Source organism: Nostoc sp. WHI, assembly GCF_015714725.1.
GTDB lineage: Bacteria > Cyanobacteriota > Cyanobacteriia > Cyanobacteriales > Nostocaceae > Nostoc.
Window position 1 is genome coordinate 37,682 of sequence record NZ_WBKM01000157.1, and the last position, 26,527, is coordinate 64,208.

A 26,527-nucleotide genomic window follows, 5' to 3' on the forward strand; every position below is an offset into this window, starting at 1 on the left:
ACCTCAGCTAACCGTTAATCTTCTTATATATCTGCAATCTGACAAATTTTTGTCAGAAATATTGATCTACAAAGCTGATCTGGGATCGGAGTTAATTAATGGTGCCAATTCGAGTGCGGCAAATCTCATTTGCAATTACTGCTGTGCTTTTAGGCTGGGGAGTGGGAATTTCGGTAGTAGAAGCTGCCCCGAAAACACTTACAGTTTATTCAGGGCGAGAAAAAGATATTATGAGTCCCCTGATTGAAAAAGCTAAGAAAGATTTGGGGATAAATATTGAGGTACGCTATGGTGACTCTACAGAATTAGCGATCGCACTCATCGAAGAAGGTAAGAATAGCCGGGCTGATATATTTTACGCTCAAGATGCTGGTTCATTAGGAGCGATCGCTAATGAAAACCGAACCTTAGCTCTCCCGACTCAATTACTCAACAAAGTTGATCGGCAATTTCGCTCTTCCACAGGGCAATGGATTGGCATCTCTGGACGCGCACGAGTAATTGACTACAACACCAAGCTTGTCAAAACCAGCGAACTCCCCAAAAGCGTCATGCAACTGAGTGATCCGAAGTGGCGAGGTAAAGTTGGTTGGGCACCCACAAACGGTTCTTTTCTATCGTTCCTGACGGCAATGCGACTCCTAGAGGGCAATCAAAAAACTCTGGAGTGGTTGAAAGCAATGAAAGCTAATAATACTAAAGCTTATAGCGGCAACAGTGCCATTGTTCAAGCTTTGGGACGGGGAGAAATCGCTTTAGGGCTAGTAAATAACTATTATTTATATCGATTTATCGCAAAAGACCCGAAGTTTCCCGTAGCTATCCATCACACACGGGGGGATGCAGGAGCGTTGATTAACGTTGCAGGTTTAGCAGTGCTAAAGACAACTGACCAAAAAACTGATGCAGAAAAGTTTGTTGCTTATATGCTCAGTCCAGATGTGCAGAAGTTCCTTACCCAAAAGTTTTACGAATATCCCTTAGTGAAAGGTATTCCAGTATCGCAAAAACAAATTCCGCTCAATCAATTGCAGTCTCCTCAGCTTGATCTGAGCAAATTATCAGATATAAAAGGAACGCTTTCGTTAATCCAGGAGGCAGGTTTATTGTAATTAGAAGCACAAGAGATGAAAAGGATGAATGTCTCACGCAAAGGCGCAAAGACGCAAAGGGAAATCCATAAAATCATCCCTTGATCGCAATCACAAGCCACGTAAGTCATGAACTAAAGGATGAAAATCCCTCCCAGCATCACCGAGTTACCCCGTCGCCGCTTCTATTTTTCTAAAAGAAGCAGAAAAGCCGATTATCCACCTTTGTTTCTTCTAGTCCCAGCTGGATTGACGGCTGTAGCGATCGCATTACCTCTTACTTACTTAGTGATGCGGATGGCTGGTGTAGGCGCAGAAGAGTTGTTGACTTTGGTATCACGTCCGCGGACGATGGCAGTGTTGTTAAACAGTATTGGGTTAGCTGTAGCCAGCACTTTACTTTCAGCTGCGATCGCCGTACCATTAGCGTTTCTGACAATGCGGACAGATTTACCTTGGCGGCGATTTTGGCTGATTATTACCACATTACCCTTAGCAATCCCCGACTATGTAGGTGGTTTTGCCTTAATTGCGGCTTTTGGCCCCAAGGGTAGCTTATTGCAACTCTGGCTAGAACCTTTAGGAGTGCAAGAGTTACCAGAAATCTACGGCTGGACTGGAGCAATTTTAGGACTAACTTTGTTTTCCTATCCTTATTTATTGCTGAGTCTCCAAGCTGGATGGCAAGGTATTGATCCGGGGATGGAGGAAGCTGCTAGAAGTTTAGGTTCTAGCCAACGAGAAATCTTGTTTCGCATTACCTTACCTGCACTGCGTCCGTCAATTGTCGCAGGGGGATTGTTAGTAGCACTGAATGCCTTACAGGATTTTGGCACAACTTCATTGATGCGATTTGATACATTTACGCGGGCAATTTTTCTGCAATACAGATATACATTCGATCGCAATCAGGCGGCAGCATTAGCTTTGATGCTGGTGAGTTTAGTGTTGCTGTTGTTGTGGTTAGAATATAAAGCGCGATCGCGGGCAGCTTATTACAGTCGTGCTACTAAATCCTATCGTCTGCAACCATTGGTTCATCTCGGTGTTTGGAAAGTCCCGGCAATTTTGTTTTGTTTCACCGTGGCTACTTTAGGTCTAGTGTTACCAATAGGTGTGACTTTGTTTTGGCTGATGCAAGGATTAACAGGCACAAGTATGGGTACAATTGTTTCCGTACCAGAACTGATGCAATTAGCTAAGGATTCAGTGATAGCCGCAGGATTAGCAGCAATCATAGCTACCCTCTGCGCCCTGCCAGTCGCAATCCTTGCAGTGCGGTTTCCTAGTCGCATAACTACCGCCATTGAGCGCTGTAGTTATATTGGCTTTGGTTTACCTGGAATTGTCGTTGCCTTTTCGCTGGTATTTTGGGGAGCAAATTACTTGCCTTGGTTATATCAAACTTTGCCAATGTTGGTATTTGCTTATTTAGTGTTATTTGTTTCTCAATCTGTCGGCACATTGCGAAGTTCACTGCTGCAAGTCAATCCCCAATTAGAAGAATGTGCCCGGAGTTTAGGCAGAACCTCTTGGCAAACTTTCACAGAAATTACCTTACCCATAGTAACTCCCGGTGTGTTTGGTGGAGCAGCATTGGTATTTCTCACAGCAATTAAAGAATTACCAGTAACCTTGCTCCTAGCTCCAATTGGCTTTGATACCCTAGCTACGCACATTTGGAAAGCAACTGAGAGTATTTCTTACAGTAATGCTGCTGCTGGCGCACTAGTGATGCTGGTGATTTCAGTTAGTTCCACCTTATTGGTGCTGTCTCAAAATCGCAGTACAGGACTTTCCATAGAAGTAAGCCGGAGTTTGCAAAGGGAGGTTGATTAAATAATTCGTAATTCGGGCGTTGCTGAATCAAGGGATGAAATTTTATGTATTGAAATCTAAAACTCCTTATCCTCTCTGCGTCTCTGCGCCTCTGCGTGAGATAAAAAAATCTGGTTCATTAACCCCTAGACAACTATAAAACCTTATGAATTGGGAAATCTTTCTTGCTAGTTTTGCCGGCTCTCTAATAGAATTAGTCGAAATTCTGGGCATAGTCCTCATTGTCGGTAGGCTAGCAGGTTGGCGTAACGCCTTAGTTGGTTCAGGTAGTGGCATTGCTTTAACAATACTTCTCTCACTATTTTTAGGGAAAAGTTTGACGCTCATCCCCGTAGACATTCTTAGGATTGTTGCAGGTACTTTACTGCTGTTGTTTGGGCAAAAGTGGACACGCTCAATTATTAAATATTACGGCGGCATTCCCAAGCGTGGAGGTGACAAAGAAGACAGATTAGAAGCAGAACTAGCAAAAGAAGACAATCAATCTGGCTGGAACTGGTTTGCTGTAGTCACCACATTTAAAGGTGCGCTGTTAGATAGTGTAGAGGTTGCGATCGCAGTAGTCACCTTAGGGGCTGCTGGAGGCAAATGGATAGATGCCATTAGTGGTACTTTAACTGCTGCAATTGGTTTAGGCGTAGTAGCATTTATATTCAGAACTCCCCTCAAGCAAGTTCCTGTTAAGCCGATGAAATTTGTCGCAGCTATGCTACTGATGGGATTTGGTACTTACTGGTTAGGTGAAGGACTAAATGTAGAATGGCCAGGTGGTGATTGGGCGATCGTTTGGTTGCCCCTAGTTTGGGGTTCTTTTATGGCTATTACTGCTGCATTCCTGCGCTGGCAGATTGGATTGCAGAAGCCGGAGGAGATTGTTAGTTAGGTTGCATCTACAACAAAGTAAGCCTGGGTGTAAATAGTTTTACACCCAGGCTTTTTGTATTGCTCAGTCTCCTTGTTTGGTTGGAAAAACGATGTCTACGATGGTGACTGAGCTTTGTCGTTGGCGCAGCCTAAGAAGAGAAGTGCAAGCTACACTGTTTCTATTAGTCTTGCTAACCAGCAATCTTTAGGAATTCGTGACTTTATAGATAATAAAATTATCAAATGCTATTTTCCAGACAGCCTTTTTGAAACAGCCAGAAATGCATTAGGCAAAAGAATATATGTTTTTGGTATAATCCGGCAACGAACACATGGGACGAAAGTCAATATTAAAGTTGCAGAGCTAAAAGTATTACCAGACTCTAGTGAAATGCCTAGCCTGATAGATATTTTCCGAAATCTAGGGGGTAAAAGTTGACAAAGCAACGCCACTACTGTGATTCATGTGTTTTCTTAGGATTTCTTAATAATGAATCCGATAAAATTTATGAATGTAAAACAATCCTTCAGGCGGCAGAAGAAGGAGTAATAGAGCTTTTCACTTCAGCTTTCACGATCTCTGTGGTTTTTTCTTTTGGGGCAAGTAGGCGATCGCCTTACATAGATTTTAATCAATAACCATCAAATAATAATAATAAAATTACTTATAAAATTGAGCGCAAGTAAGAAGAAAAATTAAGCAATAAAATTTCTGGTTTGCTTAAAGCGACGTGTTTATCAAGGTTGTAGCTAAGTGCGATCGCAATTAGATCACACTGAAGTGGATAAGGGCTGCACGGATTGCAATGAACCACACCGCAAGCGTAGCAAATAGATAGAGGTAGAACCGAAGCATGATGAGATTGAATGTGCAATGGACAATACTATGCAATGCGCGAAACACAACAAAGACCCATGCAGCATTCACATACACCGAATCCACCTGATTCGTGATAAAAAGATATAGCACAAGGGCATAGAAAAGTACCGGAATCTCGAACAGATTCTTTAAGTTATCTGATGGATTGGATACGTTGGGTGGCGAAATCTGCGCTAGTGTGCCAGGTACAGCAAGGTCTTTCGGGCTAACCTTTATACTTGTGATGAAACTGATCCGACGGATGTACATATACACCCAGACTAGGAGTGTTAGAAACACTGTCGCAAAGAAGGGACTGAAGATTGCATCTTGCGTCATTTCCACCTCTCAAAATTGATCATTGGTGATGAACCTTGCTCTACTTAAGTTAGTAGACCTCTTGCAAAAGTCCTTCTTTTCGCTTTTTTCTTTGCGCCTTTGCGCCTTTGCGTGAGACAAAAAATTATTTATGCAAGAGGTCTAGTGTCTTTAGGGCTGGTGCTATCAAGGTTTACATTTTTAAGATTAGCACTTTGAAGATTAGCGTTGATTCAGACCAGCAAACCATAAATCAATGCTTGCTGCTCTAGCTGCCTCAAGATTAGCATTCTATAATAATGCGTAGGCGTAGCCCGTCGTAGACATCGCTAGCTTTCAACTCAAAGATACACCAAATCAATGCGTGAATTACTTAAATAAATAAGTAAACAAGCGAATTTAGTAAGTAAAATAAGCTTTTACTTGCGAAAAACACCAAAATCAGAAAGCAAACTGGGGTTTGAGTAAGTCAAATGAGCTTTTGCTTGCGGAAAACACCAAAATGAATAAGTCAAAGTAGCTCTTGAGTAAGTCAAATAAGCTTTTGCTTGCGGAAAACACCAAAATGAGAAAGCAAACTGGGGTTTGAATAAGTCAAAGGTCATATTTAGTAAGTTAAATGAGGTTTAACTTACTAAATATGAAGTTTTAATAAAGCAATCCACCTTTTTGCTGATTAAATATAAATTTAAGTTAAATGTGCGTTGGCTTTGCCCACCGCAGGCATCGCAATTAGGAGAGATTAAGCCACTATGCTTTTTTCTTCTGGGGGAAGTAGGCGATCGCCTGACATAGATTTTAATTGATGCCCATCAAGTAAGAAGAAAAAGTCAGTAATGAAATCTCTGACTCTCTTAAAGCGCCGTATTTATCAAGGTTCTAACTAGGTACGATCAATCTGCTATTAAGTTATACCCTCACCACTTTGCTAATTTGTTAATTAAAGTGAAATAAGAAGTCTTGGAGTATTAGGAGCAGCCATGTACGTGCTAATTGGTGGAGCAGGCTTAGTGGGGCTTACCTTGGCTCAAAAATTGGTAGAACTAGGGCATACTATAGCCGTCATTGACATTGATCCTACCGCTTGCCGCTATGTCCGTGAACAAGTAGGCGCGATGGCTTTTGAAGGCAGTGCTGTCAGTACAGAAGTATTATTAGAAGCGGGAATTCGTAAAGCCGACTCTTTAGCATCTGTCTTAAGAAGTGATGCTTTGAACTTGGCAATGGTAACTCTCGCCAAACACTACGGCGTTTCTCATATTTTGACTCGCATGCGTCACCCCGATTTTGCCGAACCGTTGCGTATAGCAGGAGCCAACCATATTGTTAGTACCGTTGAACTCGCAGTTTCCACAATGGTGAATGCTATTGAGTATCCGCAAGTGAAATCAATGATGCATTTTGAGCAGGGACAGATTGAGGTTTTAAAACTTTCTATTCCCAACAGCTGCTATGTAGCCAATCGTAGCGTTGCCGAAATTGCTCAAGATTCTCAGTTTCCTAGTGGTTCTCTAATTATCGGCTATCAACCTCACCCTCACGACGATTTAATGATTCCTAATGGCAGTACAGTAATAAAACCGGGTTCGACTCTACTGATTGTGACCAAACCAGGGTCTTTACATCAAGTTATTAATTTTATTGAAGGCTGTAAATAGTTTTAATGAAGCTTTATCCACGTATTTATTTAGTAATTGCAGTTATTCTGCTTGCGTCTTGTGAAGCAACTCAAATTCCACCAAAGTCACAACCAGTTACCGATCAGGCAACCCCAGCTAACAAGATAGTGACTTTAGATAGTAATTTCAAGATAGCAACGGGTCAAACTATTTATGTACCTGTATATTCTCATATTTATCATCACAATCGACAGGAGATTTTTAATTTAGCGGCTACGCTTAGTATTCGGAATACAGATTTGGTAAATCCGCTTATTATTACTTCTGTGCGCTACTATGACTCGGCAGGGAAATTAGTTAAGCAGTATTTAGAGCGTCCTATTCAACTTGATGCGTTAGCTTCCACAGATTTTTTTATTAATAGAAATAACACCAGTGGCGGCTTAGGCGCAAACTTTATTGTAGAGTGGGTATCTCAAACAAAAATAGCTGAACCGATAGTAGAGTCAATCATGATTGGTACTGACTTTCAGCAAGGAATTTCGTTTACCAGTCCTGGTAAGGTGATTAAAAGTCAAAACAACGACAAACTTTCATTGCCGAAACAAGAATCTTGAACAGCTTTAACTGCTGTTCGTGGATTTAAGTCAAGAGCGTTGGGGTTTAAATCCCTATTGCAAAACTTAATTACGAATCAATACTTTTCGGTTAAGGTACACAGTCTTTAATGATCCCCCTTAGTCCCTCTTAAAAAGGGGGAAATAGAGCCATTCTTAGTCCCCCTTTTTTAAGGGGGGTTGGGGGGATCGAGTCTTATCCGAAAAGTATTGAATTACGAATTACGAATTATTTTAATCATCATCAAGTCTGAGCAACTGTTCATCAATGATTTGTATCCGCCCTCGCACAATATCTTCCGAAAGAATTCGTTTACGCATTGCTTCGTTGAGCGCTCCTTTTTCGGCTAATAGTAAACGACGGCGAATAGCATCAAGTTTAATGCCCTCACCACTTTTAGCTTCAAACTCATCGGGACGGCGATTATAAAATTCTCGTAGCGCCTTTTCTGCCCCTGCTATTCGGACTTGATAAGCTGAACGCATTTCTTCATAGATAGCTCTTGGTAATACTCCTGACTTCAATAAGCTATCTAATTCATCCTGTGCTGCTTTACCTGTCATCAGTTGAGCTTGTAATTCTTCAACCTGCTGCTGAACCTCTGAAAATTGAGATAATTTTAAGCGTTTTACCAACCAAGGCAAGCTTAAACCTTGTCCTACTAATGACACCAGCACACTGCCGAAGACTAAAATAATCAAGAATTCTCGTCCTGGCAGTGTGGTAGGTAAACTCAATGCCAGAGCCATCGAGAGTGAACCTTTGATGTTACCTAAAAAGAGTAAATGTTGCCAGCGTAGTGGAATTGGGCGGTCAAACCAACGAATTCCTGCTAGCAGAGGATAAACTGTAAAAACTCGCCCGACTTGATAGGCCAAAACTGCAAGTAGAATTGCAGGTAAAGTCTTCCAGAGTGTCACTAGGTTTATTTCTACACCAATCAACAGAAAAATAAACGTGTTGGCACTAAAACTGGCATATTCCCAGAAACTTAACAAGGTGATGCGACTAGAAGCAGAAGTATTACGAGAAAGCCCAAGATTCCCAAAAATTAATCCAGCTACAACTACAGCCACCGCACCAGATACACCTAAAAATTGCCCTACCTGAAAAGTTCCTAATGCAACTGCAACTGTCAATAAAAGACTACTAAGGGGATCATCTAAACGGGCAAATATAGGTATGCTCAAGTAGCTCAAGACTAACCCTACAAGGCAGCCTCCTAGAGCGATAAATAGCAGTTGTTGAATTCCTTCTAATAATGTCAGCGAACCTGTCGAATATACTTGCAGAATTAGGTTAAATGAAACTAAAGCAGCAGCATCGTTGAATAGAGTTTCTCCTTCAACGATAGTGGAAAGCCGGGAAGGTACTGGTATTTCCTTAAAGACGGCAATCATGGAAACTGTATCAGTATTTGCGAGAATTACTCCGATAAATAAAGCAGGTATCCAAGTCAGCCCCAGCAAAAATTTTAACAGAACGGCAATAATAGCACTGGAAAGCACGGCTCCAGGGCCAGCCAAGAGAGCAATTGGTTTAAATGTGCTGCGTAGGCGGCTGACATCTGTGTTGATACCAGCTTCAAAGATTAGAATTGGCAGGAAAAGATTCAAAACCAAGGATGGGTCTAAACCAATACGACGAGACAATAACTCAGTAATTGGCAGACCAGCTAACACTAAACCCGTGACATAAGGGATGCGTAACCGACGGGATAGCAAGGCTACACCAGTGGCAAGGAGCAGGAGAATAATTGAAATCTTGATTAATTCGGTAACATTCACTTAGATACTGAAAATTTATTTTAGTTTCATTCTATTGAATGAATGCGTATGCGTAGCCCGTCGTAGACATCGCTAGCTTTCAACTCAAAGATACACCAAATCAATGCGTGAATTACTTAAATAAATAAGTAAACAAGCGAATTTAGTAAGTCATAAACCATTTTACTTGCGGAAAACACCAAAATCAGAAAGCAAACTGGGGTTTGAGTAAGTCAAATGAGCTTTTGCTTGCGGAAAACACCAAAATGAACAAGTCAAAGTAGCTCTTGAGTAAGTCAAATAAGCTTTTACTTGCGGAAAACACCAAAATGAGAAAGCAAACTGGGGTTTGAGTAAGTCAAATAAGCTTTTGCTTAAGTTAAATGCCATTTGACTTACTAAGTATGAAATTTTGATAAAGTAATATGCTTTTTTGCTGATTAAATATAAATTTCAGTTAAATATATATTACTTGCGGCAGACGTAACCATCGCCTCACTTGTATTTTTCAAGCTGCAACACAAGTACTTGATGCACTCAGAGCAACAAAATCCTCAAACCATTGCTACGCATATCATAATCGCATTTGTCAAAATTAAATTTAGTTTAAAGGTGAGCGATGTCTACGATGGGCTACGCCTACGCATTGTTATTTTTTTAACTATTATTTACAGTTAAACTCCCAGTACAGTTCGGTTAACGTGTTTATGCCTCAAAGATCCCCCCAACCCCCCTTAAAAAAGGAGGCTTCTAACCCTCTTTTACCCCCTTAGGGGGTTGCCATCGGCGGAGGGATCTTATCCGAACCGTATTAGTTCAACTCCTACTGTGACGCTGTTGAGTGCTGATTTGGAACCACTAGTAAAACAATTTCCTATTGAAATTTTTCAGTAACCTTACCTTACCTTTCTCTTAACCCAAGAATAAGACTATCTGCAATGTAGGTAAAATTTTGACCTTTAAATACAGCAAATGCGAAATTTCAAGCGTAAACGATATCTCCTACTCAGTCTGCTAGCAGTAGTAGTAGTAATCGTAAGTGGTATCCAGGTAGTTAGCGCCGTGCTTCCTACTAGCCCAGTTGGCAACATCTCCGAAGGTGGGGCATTATTACCCACAGGTCAAATAATTACACCCGCAGCAGCACCAGGCTCAACGTTTGGACGTTTAGCGACTGGTTTGCGTCCAGATGGTAATGCTGATGCTGCCGAAGCTGTAACCACAGCTCTTAGCCCTGATGGTAAAACTCTACTGGTGCTTACCAGTGGTTATAACTTGAACTTCCGGGATCAAAATACTGGTGCTAATCTCACTTATCCTGTCTTAGACCCTTCAACTGGCAAACCGAGTGCTGAAACAACTCGAAAAGCCGAATGGGTTTTTGTCTATGACGTTAGCAACGGTAAGTTGGTTAAAAGACAGCAGCTTAACATCCCTAATACATATAATGGACTAGCTTGGGCAAAAGACGGCACACGCTTTTATGTATCAGGCGGGATTGACGATCGCGTTTATGCTTATGCGTCTAATGGCAGCCAGTACTTGCCAGATGCTCCCTTCATTTTGCTAGGACACAATTCCGAACAAACTGCCCCCTTCCCTACCTATGATGGTGGTTTGTTGAAAGACACACCAGCTAAACTTGTCTCCACAGGAGCAGTTGTCGCAGGTCTTGCTGTCAGCAAAGATGGCAAAACTTTAGTAGCTGCTAATTTTGAAAACGACTCAATATCAATTGTTGATACTACTAGCCGTAAGGTACTCAAAGAAATTAAGTTCTTTGTTCCAGGTGGTAAAGTAGCAACCGGAGAATTTCCTTTTGATGTAGCTATCAAGAGTGCAGAAAATGGTGCAGCAGCTAAAGTCTTCGTTACCAGCCAGCGCGATAACGAAGTGGTTGCTGTTAACATTGCTTCTGAGCAAACTACCCGTATCCCCGTAGGTAGCCAACCAAACAAAGTAACGCTTTCAAACGATCAAAAGCGACTGTATGTAGCTAACGGTAATAGTGACTCGGTTTCAGTCATCGACACAAATACTAATAGCGTTGTCCAAACTATCTCTTTATCTCGCTCAAGTGATAAATACAAAGGAGCAAATCCCAACTCTGTAGCGCTAAGTCCAGATGAACGTCAGCTTTACGTGACTCTAGGCGGTGAGAACGCTGTTGCTGTTGTGGACTTGCAATCATCTGGTCGGGTGATTGGACGTATCCCCACTGGCTGGTATCCCAACTCTGTAAGTGTTAGTAAAGATGGTCAAAAGCTGTACGTTGTCAATGCCAAGAGTAACTCTGGCCCCAACCCCTCAGCTAACCGGACAACACCAGAGGGACTAGCACGCAACACAACTTTTAGAAATGAGTACAACTGGGCTTTAGAAAAAGCTGGAATCTCAGTTATTCCAATTCCTAAAGGTGGGGCTTTAGCTACCCTTTCAGAGCAGGTAGATAAAAACAACGGTTTCTACAATCGCCGTCCTGACCGGACGATGAAGTTTCTTCAAGACAAGATTAAGCACGTCATCTACATCGTTAAAGAAAACCGTACCTACGACCAAGTACTCGGCGATTTACCTGTTGGTAACGGCGATCGCGGACTGACTTTATTTCCGCAACCGATTTCACCTAATCATCACAAGTTAGCTCTTGACTTTGTGACTTTTGATAACTTCTATGATTCTGGTGAATCAAGCGGTGTCGGCTGGAACTGGTCTACTTATGCACGGACTACTGATTTCACTGAAAAAAGTCAGTCAGTAGTTTATGGCAACGCTGGATTTAACGGTCTGACATACGATTATGAAGGTCTTAACCGTAACATCAACCTTGTCACACCACAAACTTCCTCTAATCCTTCCCAATTCAATACACGAGCAACGGGAGTATTAGATCCCTCCGGTCAATCTTCTATTTTGCCTGGAGTTCAAGACGTAAATGCTCCCGTAGGTGATGGTGAACTGAATGCAAATGCTATCGGTGGCTATCTTTGGGATGCAGCATTGCGTGCTGGTAAAACTGTACGTAATTACGGTTTCTTCGTTGATGGTTTTTACGGTACTGCTCAAGCAGATGCCACACAACCAGATCCCGCTAACCCGTTTTACATTCCTATCTCTCCAACTCCTGCTGCTGATAACATTCAACAAGCTGTAGCCGCTAAAACTGTATTGTTGGATAAAACTGACATCTATTTCCGCGGATACGACCAAAAGAATCCAGACATCTATCTCTACAACGAATGGGTAAGAGACATTGATAGCTATCTAGCAAGAAATGAATTGCCCAACTTGTCATTAGTACGTTTACCTCACGACCACTTTGGTGATTTCAGTAACGCCTTAGCTGGTTTGAATACTGCCCCACTACAAATGGCAGATAATGATTATGCTGTTGGTTTGCTAGTGGAAAAAATCTCCAAGTCTCCACTGTGGAAAGATACAGCGATCGTTATCGTAGAAGATGATTGCCAAAACGGCCCTGACCATGTTGACAGTCATCGCTCACTAGCCTATATTATTTCGCCTTACACCAAGCGAAATGTCGTAGTCAGCACTAACTACAACACTGTTAGCCTAGTGCGGACAATGGAAGATTTACTGAACATTGGTTATTTAGGAATAAATGATGCTAATGCTAAACCAATGTCGGATGCATTCACTAGAGAACCAAACTTTACTCCTTATAAAGCTGTCGTCCCAGGTAACTTGTGTGCTGATCCTGTAGATCCTACATTAGTACCAGCTTGCCAAGACAATAATGTAGAAAAGACAGCAGCTGTTGCTTCTCTGCATAACCAACAGTGGTGGACGCAAGCAACCAAAGACTTCAACTTTGAAGTTGAAGATAAGGTAGAACCTGAAAAATTCAACCGCGTGCTTTGGGCTGGCATTAAAGGCGATAATGTGCCTTATCCAACAGAGCGCAGCCATGCCGACCTTCGCCAAAATCGCGCGTAACTACTCGAAAAATGGAGTTTGAGTACAGATAACCTTTCTACTCAAGCAAACTAATCAGATAAGTCTTAATTCTTCCTAGCCCTTTTTTAAAGGAGGCTAGGAAGAACATAGAAAATCAGGAATTTTACATAGTTTCGGTGAACATCGCTTGCAGAAATTTATCTTGAAGGGAATTGATATGAAATTGATCTCACAATTAACGCTTGCTACTAGTTGTGCCTTAGTTTTTGCTACCGTAGGTGCTAAATCGGTATCTGCTGCAATTATTAATTACGCTTTCACCGTCGATAGTCCTTTAACTAAAGGAGAAGGCTTCTTTAGCTTTGATGATTCGACTTTTAGTAACGATAATACTTCGGTAGCACTAGTTGAGTCGCTAAGTTTTCAATTCGATAATGACTCTAATATTTACACCGAAAAGGATGATATTGAATATCCTGATTATCCCATTGTATTTCCAACCACATTCTTAACAGGTACGGAATCTGTTGGATTGCAATATGTGTTTGTTGATAAAGCTAATGCTTCTATCACATACACAATTGATGGAGATGAATTTGCGATCGCTTCTGCCGATGATATCCAAAGCAGCCGAAATACAGTTTCTTACAGACAAGTTCCTGAACCTACAATTTTAGGTGGCACTTTCATGGCTTGCGGCGTTGGCTTGCTTATGAAGAGAAAGTTAACATCAGATAAAAAAGTTAAAGCTTAACTTTAGCTTCAGCTTTTCGGGATGGGAAATGTGGTGATGCTAAAATCCACATTTCCTAACTAAAGCCTTTGTATTGCAAAAACTAATAAAATTCTGCTGAAGGCAAATGATTGGTAGCTTGAGAAGTACATGATGAAAACCACTGGTATTTATCATGTAGCCATTATTTATTATGACTGCGATCGCTCCAAAAATTTTATGTCAAAGTTTTAAGCTTTTCGATTATTTAAGAAACATTCCGTGCCGAGAGAAATTCTTATAAATTAGATTAAAAAATTTAAAAAGTAAATGAGCAAGCTGTTTGCTAAAATTTCTAAATGTTTGACAATATCTGCAAATTCTTAGCTGAAAACTTCTCCAGTGACTTTGCCACTTGGTTATTAGGCGAACCCATCACTTTAACCGAATTAAGTCCAAAAGAATTATCTCTCGAACCCATCCGCGCTGATGCCCTAATTCTGCTACAGTCGGAGCAAAACATATTACATTTGGAATTTCAAACCCAACCCGATGCAGAAATTCCTTTTCGGATGATTGACTATCGGTTGCGAGCATATCGCCGCTTTCCTGATAAAGCAATGCATCAAGTTGTGATTTATCTGAAGCAGACAAATTCAAATTTGGTGCAACAAAATACATTTGCGATCGCTGGTACACGCCATGAATTTGCAGTTATCAGACTTTGGGAACAACCAACTGAAGTATTTCTGAGAACACCTGGACTGTTACCCTTTGCAGTTTTAAGTAGTACAATTGATCCAGAAGCCGTGCTTAACCAAGTTGCACGGGAGATTAATAGTATGACAGAATCAAGAAATCAAAGTAATATTGCTGCTTCAACAGCGATTTTAGCTGGTTTAGTATTAGACAAAGAGGTTATCAGACGAGTTTTGAGGTCAGACATTATGCGCGAGTCAGTGATTTATCAAGATATTTTAGAAGAAGGCAAAGCTGAAGGCAAGGCTGAAGGCAAAGCTGAAGGCAAAGCTGAAGGCAAAGCTGAAGGCAAAGCTGAAGCTTTACTTGAAGTGGCAAGCAATCTATTTAATACTGGTATGCCATTAGAACAGATAGCAAGATTGACAGGTTTATCAATTGAACAGTTACAGTATTTGCAGGTAACTGAGTCTGGTGAGTCAAAATAAATAGTCGGTGCAGGTTAACTGCACCGACACTGCGTGTATGCAAGGTGTAACTTGAATTGAACATTCCATTGTTTCACGCCAATGCTGAAGCTTGGGGTTTGGCAAAGATCATTCGTCCTGCTGTGGTTTGCAAAGCACTGGTGACTACCACCCGCAATTCACCACCCACATAACTACTACCTTCTTCAACGACTACCATTGTGCCGTCATCTAGGTAGCCAATGCCTTGACTAGGTTCTTTGCCTTCCTTGAGAATTTTCAAATCAAGGTTGTCGCCAGGTAAATAACTGGGACGGACGGCATTTACTAAATCATTCACATTCAGAACAGGTACTTTCTGGACGCTAGCAACTTTAGATAAGTTGTAATCGTTGGTTAGTAGGGTCGCACTTATTTCTTGAGCAAAGCGGACTAACTTGGCATCCACTGTGGGAATATCTTCGTAGTCAAGTGCATTAATCAGAATGCGATCGGCGTAAGTTTCCTTAATGCGGTTGAGAATTTCGAGTCCTCGCCTTCCCCGCACCCGCTTTAGGTCTTTGCTAGCATCGGCTACTTGTTGCAGTTCTTGCAAGACAAACTGCGGCACAATAATTTGCCCTTCCAAAAACCCTGTTTCTAGTAAAGCTTCAATGCGACCATCAATAATGCAACTGGTGTCTAAGACTTTGGTATTGGCGGGTTTTAACGTCCCTTCTGCAACCATTGACTCTACGGTGTTGGGATTAATGAACCGCAATAAGCCCCGCCCGTGGGTATCTGCCAAATTCATCCCAGTGACGGAGAGGATAATACTACCAACAACTGCCACTAGTGGCTTAATAAATCCAAAATTTGCCGGGATGGGTAGCAAAAATAGTGGTGCCAGCATCAGGTTAGCTAGCAATAACCCAATCACTAAACCAATGGCACGAGTTAAGATTACTTCTAGAGGCATTTCTTTGACTTGCGCCTCTAGGCGACGATATGTCGTCTGAAAACTCAGCCCGATCGCACCACCAATAATAGCGGCAAAGGCGGCAAAAACTAAGCGTAAAGCTTCTAAATTTGTCACCTGTTCTAGGGCACCATTAGGCAGTAATTCAATGCTATAGAACCCTATTCCCGACGCTGCCAGGACAAATGAGAAGATAATAATGGCGTCAAGCATGGTTGTCTTGTTTTCCTGCAACTGTGTTAACCGATAAAGTCAAGTATTTTTTATTTCATCGGTCAAATAAACTAATCAATATTGACTTACACTAAGGGTTTAGGCAGACAATATCTGCAATTATTATAACTAAAGGCATTTATCTTAATATTTTTTTGTAAAACGCTAAGAAGTTGTAAATAAAGTACTCATTTTCATTGTCTCTAATTCGCAGTTGGGTTAACTTAAAACTTTTCGCAAAATGAGTCAAAAATTTAGTGTTTTTGGGATTGCAAGTTCTGCTTATGTACATATTCCCTTTTGCCGTCGGCGGTGCTTTTATTGTGATTTTCCTGTGTTTGTTGTGGGCGATCGCTCGCGGGGTGAAACATCTGGTACTATCTCCCAATATGTTGAGATGTTATGTCACGAAATTGCTATTACACCAACATTTGGTCAACCCTTAAAGACAATTTTCTTTGGCGGTGGTACTCCTTCGCTGCTATCAACGGAACAGCTAGAACGTATAGTGAAAGAGCTAGAGAAGCGTTTTGATATTGCGCTTGAAGCAGAAATTTCAATGGAAATTGACCCAGCCACCTTTGATTTAGCACACATAGCAGGCTATCGCAATGTCGGCATCAACCGAGTAAGTTTAGGTGTACAAGCCTTTCAAGAAGAATTATTGCAAGCTGCCGGGCGATCGCACTCGGTTAAAGATATCTTTACAGCTGTGGAACTAATCCACCAAGTCGAGATTCCCGAATTTAGTTTAGATTTAATTTCTGGGTTGCCGCATCAGTCTTTGGATCAATGGCAAGATTCTCTAACAAAAGTGGTGGGAATTCTACCTACTCACATATCCATCTATGATCTTACCATCGAACCAGGCACAGCTTTTAATCGTTACTACAAACCTGGTGACAGTCCTTTACCGACGGATGAAGCCACAGTCAAAATGTACCAAATGGCGCAGCAGGTTTTGACTGGTGCAGGTTATGAGCATTATGAAATTTCCAATTATGCCCAACCTAGTCATCAGTGTCGGCATAATCGAGTTTATTGGGAAAACCGCCCTTATTATGGTTTTGGTATGGGTGCGGCGAGTTATCTTGAGGGAAAACGCTTCACTCGTCCGCGTAAAACTAAGGAATATTATCAATGGGTACAAGCTGGTGCTGTGATTGATTGTGAAGTAACTCCTCCAAAGGAAGTATTGTTAGAAACGTTAATGTTGGGATTGCGTTTGGCAGAGGGTGTAAGTTTAGCGGCGTTGGCGGAAGCATTTGGGGAAGAAAAAGTAGAGGAGATTTGCAGATGTTTGCAACTTTACATTGATAAAGGTTGGGTAGAAGTTACAGGTGCAAGGTTGCGTTTGAGTGATCCCCAAGGGTTTTTGTTTTCTAATGTGGTGTTGGCGGAGTTATTTGAAAAGTTGGGGTGACGAACTGTTTATGCAGAAAAATCAAGTTAGAAAAGCTGTGATTCCGGTGGCTGGTTTTGGCACTCGGTTGTTTCCAGCTACCAAAGTTGTGAAAAAAGAACTTTTCCCGATTATTGATCGAGATGGTAGGGCAAAACCTGTTATTATAGCAATTATCGAAGAGGCAATTAGTGCTGGAATTACAGAAGTAGCGATCGTGGTGCAGCCAGATGATCAAGAAATATTTGAAGATTTATTGAAAAATCCACCCAAAAAAGAACTTTTAGATAAACTTTCACCACAGAATCAAGAATATAGCCAATATCTGCAAGATTTAGGTAGCAGAATTACCATATTATTGCAAGAGGAGCAATTAGGCTATGGTCATGCAGTATTTTGTGCCAAAGATTGGGTACAAAATGAGCCGTTTTTGCTATTGTTGGGCGACCACATTTATGCATCTGACGTTGAAAAATCTTGTGCTAGTCAAGTTTTAGATGTTTATGAACAAGTTAATCAAAGCGTTGTTAGCTTAACTACAATGCCAGCAGAGATTATTCATAAAGCTGGGTGTGTAACAGGAGTTTGGCAAGAATTAAACTCGACTTTGAAAGTTACACAACTCTATGAAAAGCCTACCATTGATTATGCACAAGAACATTTGCGTGTAGAGGGAATGGCAGAAAATGAATTTTTAGGTATATTTGGTTTGTATTTACTTACGCCGAAAATTTTTGACTTTCTCGCAGAAGATATTAACAAAAATTTCCGAGAACGAGGTGAATTTCAGTTAACATCCTGTCTTGAAAGATTGCGTCAGGAAGAGGGAATGACAGGATATGTTGTTAAAGGCAAGTGTTTTGATACAGGTTTGCCAGATGCTTATCGCCAGACAATGATTGATTTTAGAAGCGTTTTCTAGCTTAAATGAACGGTTGGTAAGGCTTACAGAAAACTTTTCTGTCTAAAGAAATCGGAGGTTAAATCATGGTTTGGAAAATAACTACTGATGAACTGTTGGCTCGTTACAAAGCTGGGGAGCGTAACTTTGCTGGGATCGAACTGTTGCGAATCATCGCCGAAATGGGTGAAAGAGATGGAGTTGATGGTCAGATTACTGGATTCGAAGGTGCTGATTTGCGGGGTATTAACCTGCGGGGTGATAGTCGCAGACTTAACGAGAGAATGTCACCAGATATAAGTTAAGCTAAAGTGCGTCAATAGGTCAGCAGTGAAGACAATGCTTTGGTTTAGAGGATGAATCAGTATTTTGCAACGGTTGCTCGCGGATTAGAAACGATCGCGGCTCAGGAGTTAGAGCAACTAGGTGCCCATTCCGTAGAGCCAGGGTTTTGTGGTGTAGCCTTTGAGGGCGATCGCACCCTACTTTATCGCGTCAACCTCTGGGCTAGGCTGCCGTTTAGAATCTTGGTGAATATCCATAAGTTTCCATGCCTTGATGCTAAGGATCTTTATCGTGGCATTCAGACCATCGATTGGGTAAACTATTTAACGCCAGACATGACGCTGGCGGTGAATACCACGGGCAAAAACGATCACCTCAATCATACCCACTTCACATCTCTCCAGATCAAAAATGCGATCGTTGACCAGCAGCAAGAAAATTTGGGCGAACGTTCAAATGTAGAGCTTCATGAACCAGATGTGCGGATCAATGTTCATATTGAACGTGATTTTTGTACCGTCAAACTCGATAGTTCTGGAAATAGTCTACACCGCCGAGGCTACCGCCCTGCGGTTGGAGCAGCCCCTCTAAAGGAATCTCTAGCTGCTGCCCTCATTCAACTTTCGGGATGGCAACCAAACCAGATGTTCTATGATCCTCTCTGTGGGTCTGGTACCTTACCCCTCGAAGCTAGCTTAAAGGCGCTGAACATAGCACCAGGGCTGTTTCGCGATTGCTTTGGATTTGAAACTTGGCTCGATTTTGACCTGTCCCTTTTAGAAAAACTGCTCCAAGAAGCTAAGGACAGCCAACTGGATATCCTTCCCGCACCTATTTGGGGAAGCGATCGCGATGAAAATATAATTGAGCAAGCAATTAACAATGCTCAAAACTGCGGCGTTGATAACCATGTATGGTTTTCTCAAATGGAGCTTGCCGATGTTGTCGCCCCCGCAGACAGTGGAGTTTTATTCTGCAATCCACCCTATGGCGAACGACTGGGGCGAGATAGCGACTTGGGGGCATTTTACAAACTTTTGGGCGATGTGTTGAAACAACGCTTCAAAGGCTGGACTGCCTTTGTGCTGAGTGGCAATAAGGAACTGTCTCAATCCATTGGACTAAAATCATCCCGGAGGATTGCAGTGTACAACGGAGCGTTGCCTTGTCAGTTAATGAAATATGAGCTGTATTAACACAGAATCGGTCAGATTTTGCGATTTACATGGTATCTCATTCTTACTGATGGATGTTCAAGCAACTAAACAAAAAGGTTTTGCTCATTTTAATTTAGCCGCATATTATAAACGTAAATATCGCGGAAAAGTTGAGCCTGCTGGTTGGTTTTTACTGACTAACCTGGATAGTCTTGCAGATGCTATAAAAGCATTTAAATTGGAGAGTGGCATTGAAGCAATGTTTAAAGATTGTAAGACTGGTGGCTATAATCTTGAATCTACTCATGCTGATGGCCAACGCTTGACGCTAAACATGGACTGTTGTGATTGAGTCTCTAATTGAATGGTATGAAGAGCAAGGAAAACCTTTGCCAGAGGCAATTACTTTTCCTCAGAAACCGTTAAAAGTGGCTTAAATCTTGTTTAGATGCTTTGCACAAGTAGGGCGATCGCTTTTTGAAAATAGCAAAATATTATAAGTTGTACAAATTTTTAAACCATATTAAAAATGTCTGCGCCTTTGGATGTTGAGGATGCAGAATTTCATACTTTATAGCTTGATGCAGTTGTCTTCCTGGCTCTTCTTGCCATGCTAGCCAAGTGTAAATTTTGGCCTTATCAAGATAAGAATCTTTGAATGATGCTCCTTTGTTTTTTGCTTCTTGGGCTACTTCCTGAGCATATTGCCAAATAGTTTCACCTTCATCTCTAACCATGTAAGCTAAAAACGTCTCTAACATACCTCTCATTTGGTTATCTGGCATAATCCAGATGCCAAACTTAATGCCATTCTTTGTAATGTGGATAAGTCCTGTCTCTGATATTTCTTCAGGAATGTCAGGTATACTTGGCAAACAAGAATTTCTGATACTTATCCAACGCCCAGATAAATCTTCATCTGCGTCTATTATTACGCCTAAATGAGTGAGTCCTGATGCTTGTAATTCAGTAGATATAAGGTTTGCGTCAATGTTTTCATAACCCCCACAATCTTCTATTAATACAATCGCTTCCTTTCTTTTATCACCCCAACGAATTCCATTTTTTTCTATTAATTCTGGTATAACTCGTAAATCGTCCTGTCCTTCCACTAACAGTTTCTTGGCTACATAACCTTTTGCCATTACTAACGTACCTCAATTTCTCTTTCAGCAGCAATGACGATTTGAGGTTCAGTGAAGACTACACTTGTTTCTTTACCTTTTTCAATTCGGTGAATTCTAATACCATCTTCAGTAGCATCTTCCTCCTCTGCAATACTAGCTAAACTTGTCCAACAATCATTATTGTGAGTAGTTGCAAAAACTTGCACATTTAATCTTTTGGATGTTTCCCAAATCAGTTTCCACATATCAGACATCGCCGTAAAATGCAGTCCGGTATCAATCTCATCAACAAATAAGTATCCGTCTTTAGCACATACTGTAGCTAGTGCTAGTCCTAAGATACGCCAAATACCATCGCCCATACTACCAATTGGTACACGCTGATTACTATCAGAAAGTAGCACACGGAAACCACCCCGCGAATCTAAGGAATCCCTTGATTTTTGAGAACTAAATGGAGCAATCCGTTGAATTTTAGAGTCTATTCTATGAAGTGCTTGCTCTACAAGTTTTTCTTCAGGCGTTAGTACTATTTGATCAAATAGTTCAATCATATTCTCGGTTCCTAGAGAAGATGATGTGACGAATTGGGTATTTGGTAGTGGATTTTTATCGTCTCGACGGAATCGTTGAACATAATTTAAATCCAAACCACTATTATTTGATAAGGGAAAGGTCAATATTTCTGTTTCCTCTCCATGAGTCCAGTTAATACCCAAATTTAGACCTTTTATTGGAATTGAAGATTCATGGAAACTGCTAGATTCTGCATTTAATTCTTTACCCAAATCATCATCAAGGTGAAAGTAACGCGCTCCTATACTAACAGTAATCGCCTCTTGAGTGTTCCCATTCATACCTGATATACAAATTTTGCTATCTGGTTGAATTCCATGTCCGTAAAAAAGATGACAAATATCAAGCTCACGATTTCTTCTTCGATTATCATTCCAAGAATATTCACCTCGGTTTGTCATAACCTCAGCAAGTGGCTCAAGATTAGTGCGTGAGCATAAAAGTTGAATAGCTTCTAGTATCGATGTTTTGCCACTATTGTTTTTACCAACAAGTAGGTTGACTCTACCAAGTTGCTGAAGCTCAAAAGATTGGAAACCTCGGAAATTCTCTATTTTTATCGTCTTCAACATAATTTTGCTAGCCGGAGATAACAAAGAGTTAATGACTGGTATTAGTATAAGCAGTCTTAACACTTTTCACTTTAGCAAAAACAAGCGATCGCTTCCTCAACTTAATAGACAATAATCAGTATGGCGATTTAGATTGAGGGTAGATGCCCAAGAAAATTAGAGAGTTAAAAACAATTTTGTTGAAGGCTGGGTTTATCTACCGTCCTGCTAAAGGTAGCCATACGTTCTGGACTCACCCATTGATACCTGAGGAACCAGTTACCATTGCTGGAAAGGATGGAGACGATGCACCCCGATACTTGGAAAAGCAAGTCAATCGTGTTTTGAAGCAACTAGGAGAAATAGAGGAAGAATAATGAGCGATCGCTACAGTATGGTAATTCAATGGTCAGATGAGGATAATTGCTACTTAGTACACTTACCGGAATTCCCTTGGCAGCAATTCCACACTCATGGTAAGACTTATGAAGAAGCCGCTAAACATGGGCAAGAGGTGATTGAATCTCTCGTTGAATGGTATGGAGAGCAAGGAAAATCTCTACCAGAGCCAATCACTTTTCCTCAGAAACCGTTAAAAATTGCTTAAATCTTTTTTAGATGCTTTGCACAAGTAGGGCGATCGCTATTCTTCATATCTCGACAATAATTGTCTGCTTATCTTGCTCAATTAGTTAATTAACAATATTTACCATTAATCTATCCAAAGCTACAAAATTTGATGAATACTTTCTACAAGCTGCTCAATAAAATCTACTGTATCACCAACCATTGATTCGTCAATATACCAGCGATTACCTATGTTGAGGGTAGGATCTATATCTGCTTGATGAGCAATTTTGTTTCTGCGATTCACAATTTCAGTAAGTTGTTGCTTAATATCTTGAGGAGGTTTACTCATTCTACTAGCAACCTCATTCCATAATTGCTTATCCGAAATTTGCCTAATTGCATCAGCTATTTTGTCAGGTTGCTGGAAGCTTTGATAACTTAAACGTTCTCGAATCTCGTCTTCTAACCATGAAGTATTATTTAATTTGTTCAAAATACTATTTGATATAGCTGGAATTAAACCAGAAATAGTATGAGACTGCTGTAAAAAGATAGCTCCATAAACCTGCTGTATATCACTCTCTATCCAAGAGGCAATATCTATGGCTATTCTTCTATCCTCACGGGCGCTTCCCAAGGAAACTTGAAACCGTGAAAAGGCTGATTGAGTGGTATTAGCTGAAGGTGCTGGTTCAGCACGTTGTCCTCGATGAATTTCCAACATACCCAATGTGACAACCTCATGGATATAATAATCCAAGGCGCTAACAGTTAGAACTAGGGCAGCTCGTAAAATGTCTGAAAGATCCAGAGCAGCAGTAGCTTGAGCTGTAACTGAAGTATGAAGAGCAATCAGATCGCGAACACGCTGAATACTAATGCGAAATTGTTCAAGCGCTGACTGCATAACTGGATGATAGTGCAATAATTTTATCTGCTAAGTCAGAAAAAGTTTTTTTAAACTCCTCTTGTTTTGCTTGATTATTCTCACGTACTATACCAGTTTGTCTTAATTGTTCTATTGTAAGCGCATAAACAGGTGTGCTGTGTTCCTGTGATAGAGCAATTAAACTGTTAAAATTAGAAATTTTTGTCATGGTAAAACTACTACTCATACCCTGCTCGGTATAGACTTGCTTTGGTAATAAGAGATTATTTTGCTCTAGAACTGGTAATAGTTTATGAGTAACTGTATTCTCTATTTTTTCTATCCATGTTTGAAATGCTGCTGTTTCTTTACCCCTAATAATTCTATAGTTTTGAACTATAGTTCCTAAAAATTTCAAGTTAAATTCTGGAAATGGATAAGTAGCTTCCTTTAATATATGGTTTACGCTTGCCATCCTTGCCCAAGCACACCACTTTGGTAAAATTCTAGACAGAGAATCAATTGCCATTACAGAGAAAAAATCAGCCGTTGTAGGCACTAAGAAAAAGTCACTTGTCATTAGTAAGTTCTGATTGATTGCTCCTAAACTTGGACTCATATCAATCAGGATATAGTCAGCATTAAATTTATTAGCAGTTTTTTCCAAGAGATCAGAAATAGCACCTGGCAAGTTTTTGAGTGTCTGAATTGAGCCACTGAGTTCCTGCGCGATACCTAATGTTACTTCGTATTCAGCAAAGCCAACATGACCAGGTAATAAAAATAAACCTTCTTGTCCTTGTATCGGAATACAATCTACAGCTTGAATAGCGCGTGGTTGTGACTCAAAAGCAGGAGCCAAGCCAGTTTTTATATTTGAATGTGTGTCGTAGATTTTTTCTATCCTTGCCTCGTCATCTTCAGTTTCTTCTTTTAGAGCTATTCCTGTTAGATTACATTGAGGATCAGTATCTACAAGGATAACTCTCTTACCCTTTGAAGCAAGCATCCAACCTAAGTTAAAAGTCGTTGTGGTCTTACTGACACCACCTTTGTGATTGAACAAGGCAATTTTGTGAACCATCTTATTTTGCTTTTGATACTTCTGAAATCTTTTGAATACAGATATCATTTTAGAACCTGTATGACTTAAATATAGCTTCTAAAAAGCTTATAGATAGAACAGCAAGTCAATCGTGTTTTGAAGCAACTAGGAGAAATAGAGGAGGAAGAATGAGCGATCGCTACAGTATGTTAATTCAATGGTCAGATGAGGATAATTGCTACTTAGTACACTTACCGGAATTCCCTTGGCAGCAATTCCACACTCATGGTAAGACTTATGAAGAAGCCGCTAAACATGGGCAAGAGGTGATTGAGTCTCTCGTTGAATGGTATGGAGAGCAAGGAAAACCTCTACCAGAGCCAATCACTTTTCCTCAGAAACCGTTAAAAGTTGCTTAAATCTTTTTAAGATACTCTGCCTAAGTAGGCCGATCGCACCTTAACCCAATCCCTCAACATCAACACTTTCCTCTTCCAACTCAACATGCTCAAACTTCACCTTGTTATATAAATCCTGTACGGAAATCTCAAATGGTACGGTTACAAGTGCGATCGCTTTTCATCAGATTTAGGGTTAACTAGCACCATAGTGATTTTATCTAATACCAATTCACGAAAAGAGTGATACAGATAAATAATGAATAAATATTAAGGAGCAAAGATGGCTGGAGTCACCAAAGTAGAAATAAGAGAGTCAGTAGAGGAATTACATGGGTTGTTGAGAAAACAAAAAACAGCATCAAGTCTTGAACGGATTCAAGCTTTGTATTTGCTGAAAATAGGACAGGTGAAAACAATACAAGATGTGGCGGTGGTAGTAGGAAGAGCAAGGGTAACGGTACAAAGATGGTTAAAGGATTATCAAGAGTCAGGAATCAACGGTCTATTATCAATGAAAAAGAGTCCAGGGCGACCAGCAATTATTAGCTTACAAGTAAGAGAGCAGCTAGACAAAGAGCTTGAACAATCAGAAGGATTCACGCATTTATGAGGAAATACGAACATGGTTAAAAGCAGTAGAAGGGATAGAAGCATCATATAAAGTAGTACACGATACAGTGCGCTACCGAATGAAAGCAAAGCTAAAAGTGCCGCGAGCAGTGGTATTAAATACGATAGCGAAGCAGAATCAGAATTTAAAAAAAACTTCCACAATATCTAGAAGTAATTAAAAAACACGTCATAAGACCAGCAGATAAACAAAAAACAATTAGATATTGGTGTGGTGATGAAAGCCGTGTGGGGTTGAAAACTGAAGCTGGGAGACTAATTACTAAAAAAGGAGTCAAGCCCATCGAGATTATGCAATTGTATTCGGGATAATTTTTATTTATATGGATTAGTAGAACCATTAACTGGAGAGTATTTTATCTGGGAATTTTCTCATTTAAATACAGTCTGTTTCAATATTTTTTTAGAAAAATTCTCAGAGACTTATGCTGGAGATATTCATATTCTTCAGTTAGACAATGGGGCTTTTCATTGGAGTCAGCATCTAAAAATACCAGAAAATATAGTTTTGTTATTTCAACCTCTACATACACCTCAAGTTAATCCAATTGAGAGACTGTGGGAGGAAGTTAAAAGGCATTTAACAAGGGATTGTTTCTCAAGTTTAGATGAGCTAAGAGAATTTATCTGGCAGCGATTAGAAAAATTAAACACATCAATTGTCGCTTCTGACTTTTCCCGTTAAGTCTCTGTTGCAAGCTGCAAACCCTCACAGAGGTCGTGTAATTTTAACCAACCTCGCCACAGTACCTGGATACCAATAGGAGTTCTATGTCGATGTTCAAGATATCCGCCAAGACGAGCGATCGCTTCCACAGCCCAACCAGCTGTTAACACTTCACTATCAGAATCTAAGCTCCGGTTATGAGCGGCACGAACTCCGACACCCGTGTGTTGAAGTTGACGAATTTTATCGAAAACTTCTGTGATATCACCTTCTCTGTCGAAAACATGAATTACTCGCGTGTGCTTAGTTACAAGTTTTTCTACAATCCTGCCATAATCAAGAAAAGTGGTGTCTCCAACACACAGCACTACATCGTATTCTGCAACAGTTTCCGCCGTCATTTGAC

At 40.6% G+C, this 26,527-nt stretch carries 26 protein-coding genes and 1 pseudogene; 19 read left to right on the forward strand and 8 right to left on the reverse strand.

What is annotated here, in order from left to right:
* The first annotated feature begins 98 nt into the window (after window positions 1-98).
* The 4 genes from F8S12_RS16740 (at window position 99) to F8S12_RS16755 (ending at window position 4,233) form a co-directional block, all read left to right on the forward strand.
* Window positions 99-1,112 carry an iron ABC transporter substrate-binding protein gene (locus F8S12_RS16740; protein WP_196517273.1) on the forward strand — a complete coding sequence of 338 codons (1,014 nt, stop codon included), beginning with the start codon at window positions 99-101 and terminating at the stop codon, window positions 1,110-1,112.
* Between the two features lie 120 nt (window positions 1,113-1,232).
* A complete protein-coding gene (locus F8S12_RS16745; RefSeq protein ID WP_196517274.1) occupies window positions 1,233-2,930 on the forward strand; it encodes an ABC transporter permease in 1,698 nt (565 codons plus the stop codon).
* Between the two features lie 145 nt (window positions 2,931-3,075).
* Window positions 3,076-3,813, forward strand: a complete 738-nt coding sequence (locus F8S12_RS16750; RefSeq protein WP_196517275.1) for a COG4280 domain-containing protein — start codon at window positions 3,076-3,078, stop codon at window positions 3,811-3,813.
* 120 nt (window positions 3,814-3,933) lie between these two features.
* Window positions 3,934-4,233 carry a hypothetical protein gene (locus tag F8S12_RS16755; RefSeq protein WP_196517276.1) on the forward strand — a complete coding sequence of 100 codons (300 nt, stop codon included), beginning with the start codon at window positions 3,934-3,936 and terminating at the stop codon, window positions 4,231-4,233.
* 327 nt (window positions 4,234-4,560) lie between these two features.
* Here F8S12_RS16755 and F8S12_RS16760 read toward each other — a convergent pair whose 3' ends face one another.
* A complete protein-coding gene (locus F8S12_RS16760) occupies window positions 4,561-4,992 on the reverse strand; it encodes an MAPEG family protein (protein WP_196517277.1) in 432 nt (143 codons plus the stop codon).
* Window positions 4,993-5,951: 959 nt separating this feature from the next.
* Between F8S12_RS16760 and F8S12_RS16765 the strand changes: the two genes are divergently transcribed.
* Both F8S12_RS16765 and F8S12_RS16770 read left to right on the forward strand, forming a co-directional pair.
* Window positions 5,952-6,629: a potassium channel family protein gene (locus F8S12_RS16765; protein WP_196517278.1), complete on the forward strand. Its 678-nt coding sequence runs from the start codon at window positions 5,952-5,954 to the stop codon at window positions 6,627-6,629.
* A gap of 5 nt (window positions 6,630-6,634) precedes the next feature.
* On the forward strand, window positions 6,635-7,207 hold the full coding sequence (locus tag F8S12_RS16770) for a DUF3124 domain-containing protein (protein WP_196517279.1): 573 nt from the start codon (window positions 6,635-6,637) through the stop codon (window positions 7,205-7,207).
* Window positions 7,208-7,441: 234 nt separating this feature from the next.
* Here the strand turns inward: F8S12_RS16770 and F8S12_RS16775 are convergent, their stop codons facing one another.
* Entirely contained in the window at window positions 7,442-8,995 is a 1,554-nt protein-coding gene (locus F8S12_RS16775) for a cation:proton antiporter (protein WP_196517280.1), read from the reverse strand.
* 951 nt (window positions 8,996-9,946) lie between these two features.
* On the opposite strand from F8S12_RS16775, the gene F8S12_RS16780 reads away from it, so the two are divergent.
* The 3 genes from F8S12_RS16780 to F8S12_RS16790 all read left to right on the forward strand — a co-directional run bounded on the left by F8S12_RS16780 (window position 9,947) and on the right by F8S12_RS16790 (window position 14,791).
* A complete protein-coding gene (locus F8S12_RS16780) occupies window positions 9,947-12,931 on the forward strand; it encodes a bifunctional YncE family protein/alkaline phosphatase family protein (RefSeq protein ID WP_196517281.1) in 2,985 nt (994 codons plus the stop codon).
* Window positions 12,932-13,109: 178 nt separating this feature from the next.
* A complete protein-coding gene (locus F8S12_RS16785; protein ID WP_196517282.1) occupies window positions 13,110-13,646 on the forward strand; it encodes a PEP-CTERM sorting domain-containing protein in 537 nt (178 codons plus the stop codon).
* A 317-nt stretch (window positions 13,647-13,963) separates the two neighbouring features.
* A complete protein-coding gene (locus tag F8S12_RS16790; protein ID WP_196517283.1) occupies window positions 13,964-14,791 on the forward strand; it encodes an Rpn family recombination-promoting nuclease/putative transposase in 828 nt (275 codons plus the stop codon).
* A 73-nt stretch (window positions 14,792-14,864) separates the two neighbouring features.
* Here F8S12_RS16790 and F8S12_RS16795 read toward each other — a convergent pair whose 3' ends face one another.
* Window positions 14,865-15,941: a PIN/TRAM domain-containing protein gene (locus F8S12_RS16795; protein ID WP_196517284.1), complete on the reverse strand. Its 1,077-nt coding sequence runs from the start codon at window positions 15,939-15,941 to the stop codon at window positions 14,865-14,867.
* A 241-nt stretch (window positions 15,942-16,182) separates the two neighbouring features.
* Between F8S12_RS16795 and hemW the strand changes: the two genes are divergently transcribed.
* From hemW to F8S12_RS16820, 5 genes are all read left to right on the forward strand, one after another.
* Window positions 16,183-17,364: a radical SAM family heme chaperone HemW gene (gene hemW / locus F8S12_RS16800; protein WP_196517285.1), complete on the forward strand. Its 1,182-nt coding sequence runs from the start codon at window positions 16,183-16,185 to the stop codon at window positions 17,362-17,364.
* A gap of 10 nt (window positions 17,365-17,374) precedes the next feature.
* Entirely contained in the window at window positions 17,375-18,265 is an 891-nt protein-coding gene (locus tag F8S12_RS16805) for a UTP--glucose-1-phosphate uridylyltransferase (RefSeq protein ID WP_196517286.1), read from the forward strand.
* Window positions 18,266-18,330: 65 nt separating this feature from the next.
* A complete protein-coding gene (locus tag F8S12_RS16810) occupies window positions 18,331-18,549 on the forward strand; it encodes a hypothetical protein (RefSeq protein WP_196517287.1) in 219 nt (72 codons plus the stop codon).
* A 51-nt stretch (window positions 18,550-18,600) separates the two neighbouring features.
* Complete coding sequence (locus F8S12_RS16815) at window positions 18,601-19,725, forward strand: THUMP domain-containing class I SAM-dependent RNA methyltransferase (protein ID WP_196517288.1); 1,125 nt, start codon at window positions 18,601-18,603, stop codon at window positions 19,723-19,725.
* Window positions 19,726-19,774: 49 nt separating this feature from the next.
* On the forward strand, window positions 19,775-20,038 hold the full coding sequence (locus tag F8S12_RS16820; protein ID WP_230968061.1) for a hypothetical protein: 264 nt from the start codon (window positions 19,775-19,777) through the stop codon (window positions 20,036-20,038).
* A gap of 142 nt (window positions 20,039-20,180) precedes the next feature.
* Here the strand turns inward: F8S12_RS16820 and F8S12_RS16825 are convergent, their stop codons facing one another.
* Together F8S12_RS16825 and F8S12_RS16830 are read right to left on the reverse strand one after the other, a co-directional pair.
* Complete coding sequence (locus tag F8S12_RS16825) at window positions 20,181-20,831, reverse strand: DUF3226 domain-containing protein (protein ID WP_196517289.1); 651 nt, start codon at window positions 20,829-20,831, stop codon at window positions 20,181-20,183.
* A gap of 2 nt (window positions 20,832-20,833) precedes the next feature.
* Window positions 20,834-21,961, reverse strand: coding sequence for an AAA family ATPase (locus F8S12_RS16830; RefSeq protein ID WP_196517290.1), 1,128 nt, complete (start codon window positions 21,959-21,961; stop codon window positions 20,834-20,836).
* A 143-nt stretch (window positions 21,962-22,104) separates the two neighbouring features.
* On the opposite strand from F8S12_RS16830, the gene F8S12_RS16835 reads away from it, so the two are divergent.
* Window positions 22,105-22,317 (forward strand): type II toxin-antitoxin system HicA family toxin, encoded by a 213-nt coding sequence (locus F8S12_RS16835; protein ID WP_196517291.1) that lies wholly within the window; start codon window positions 22,105-22,107, stop codon window positions 22,315-22,317.
* On the forward strand, window positions 22,317-22,547 hold the full coding sequence (locus F8S12_RS16840; RefSeq protein WP_196517292.1) for a type II toxin-antitoxin system HicB family antitoxin: 231 nt from the start codon (window positions 22,317-22,319) through the stop codon (window positions 22,545-22,547). The genes F8S12_RS16835 and F8S12_RS16840 overlap by 1 nt, the downstream gene beginning before the upstream one ends.
* A gap of 120 nt (window positions 22,548-22,667) precedes the next feature.
* Here F8S12_RS16840 and F8S12_RS16845 read toward each other — a convergent pair whose 3' ends face one another.
* Together F8S12_RS16845 and F8S12_RS16850 are read right to left on the reverse strand one after the other, a co-directional pair.
* Complete coding sequence (locus tag F8S12_RS16845; RefSeq protein ID WP_196517293.1) at window positions 22,668-23,417, reverse strand: HEPN domain-containing protein; 750 nt, start codon at window positions 23,415-23,417, stop codon at window positions 22,668-22,670.
* The gene (locus F8S12_RS16850; RefSeq protein WP_196517294.1) at window positions 23,401-24,510 is read right to left on the reverse strand and encodes a ParA family protein; all 1,110 of its coding nucleotides are present in this window, start codon (window positions 24,508-24,510) and stop codon (window positions 23,401-23,403) included. The genes F8S12_RS16845 and F8S12_RS16850 overlap by 17 nt, the downstream gene beginning before the upstream one ends.
* Window positions 24,511-24,611: 101 nt before the next feature.
* Here F8S12_RS16850 and F8S12_RS16855 point away from each other — a divergent pair, with 101 nt between their 5' ends.
* From F8S12_RS16855 to F8S12_RS42345, 3 genes are all read left to right on the forward strand, one after another.
* Complete coding sequence (locus F8S12_RS16855; RefSeq protein WP_196517295.1) at window positions 24,612-24,842, forward strand: type II toxin-antitoxin system HicB family antitoxin; 231 nt, start codon at window positions 24,612-24,614, stop codon at window positions 24,840-24,842.
* A 262-nt stretch (window positions 24,843-25,104) separates the two neighbouring features.
* Window positions 25,105-25,434, forward strand: a complete 330-nt coding sequence (locus F8S12_RS16860; RefSeq protein ID WP_196515866.1) for a helix-turn-helix domain-containing protein — start codon at window positions 25,105-25,107, stop codon at window positions 25,432-25,434.
* A gap of 321 nt (window positions 25,435-25,755) precedes the next feature.
* Complete coding sequence (locus F8S12_RS42345; protein ID WP_196517298.1) at window positions 25,756-26,139, forward strand: transposase; 384 nt, start codon at window positions 25,756-25,758, stop codon at window positions 26,137-26,139.
* Here the strand turns inward: F8S12_RS42345 and F8S12_RS40655 are convergent.
* Window positions 26,136-26,527: pseudogene (locus F8S12_RS40655) on the reverse strand (hypothetical protein); the annotation flags it as partial. The gene F8S12_RS42345 and the pseudogene F8S12_RS40655 sit on opposite strands and share 4 nt — an antisense overlap.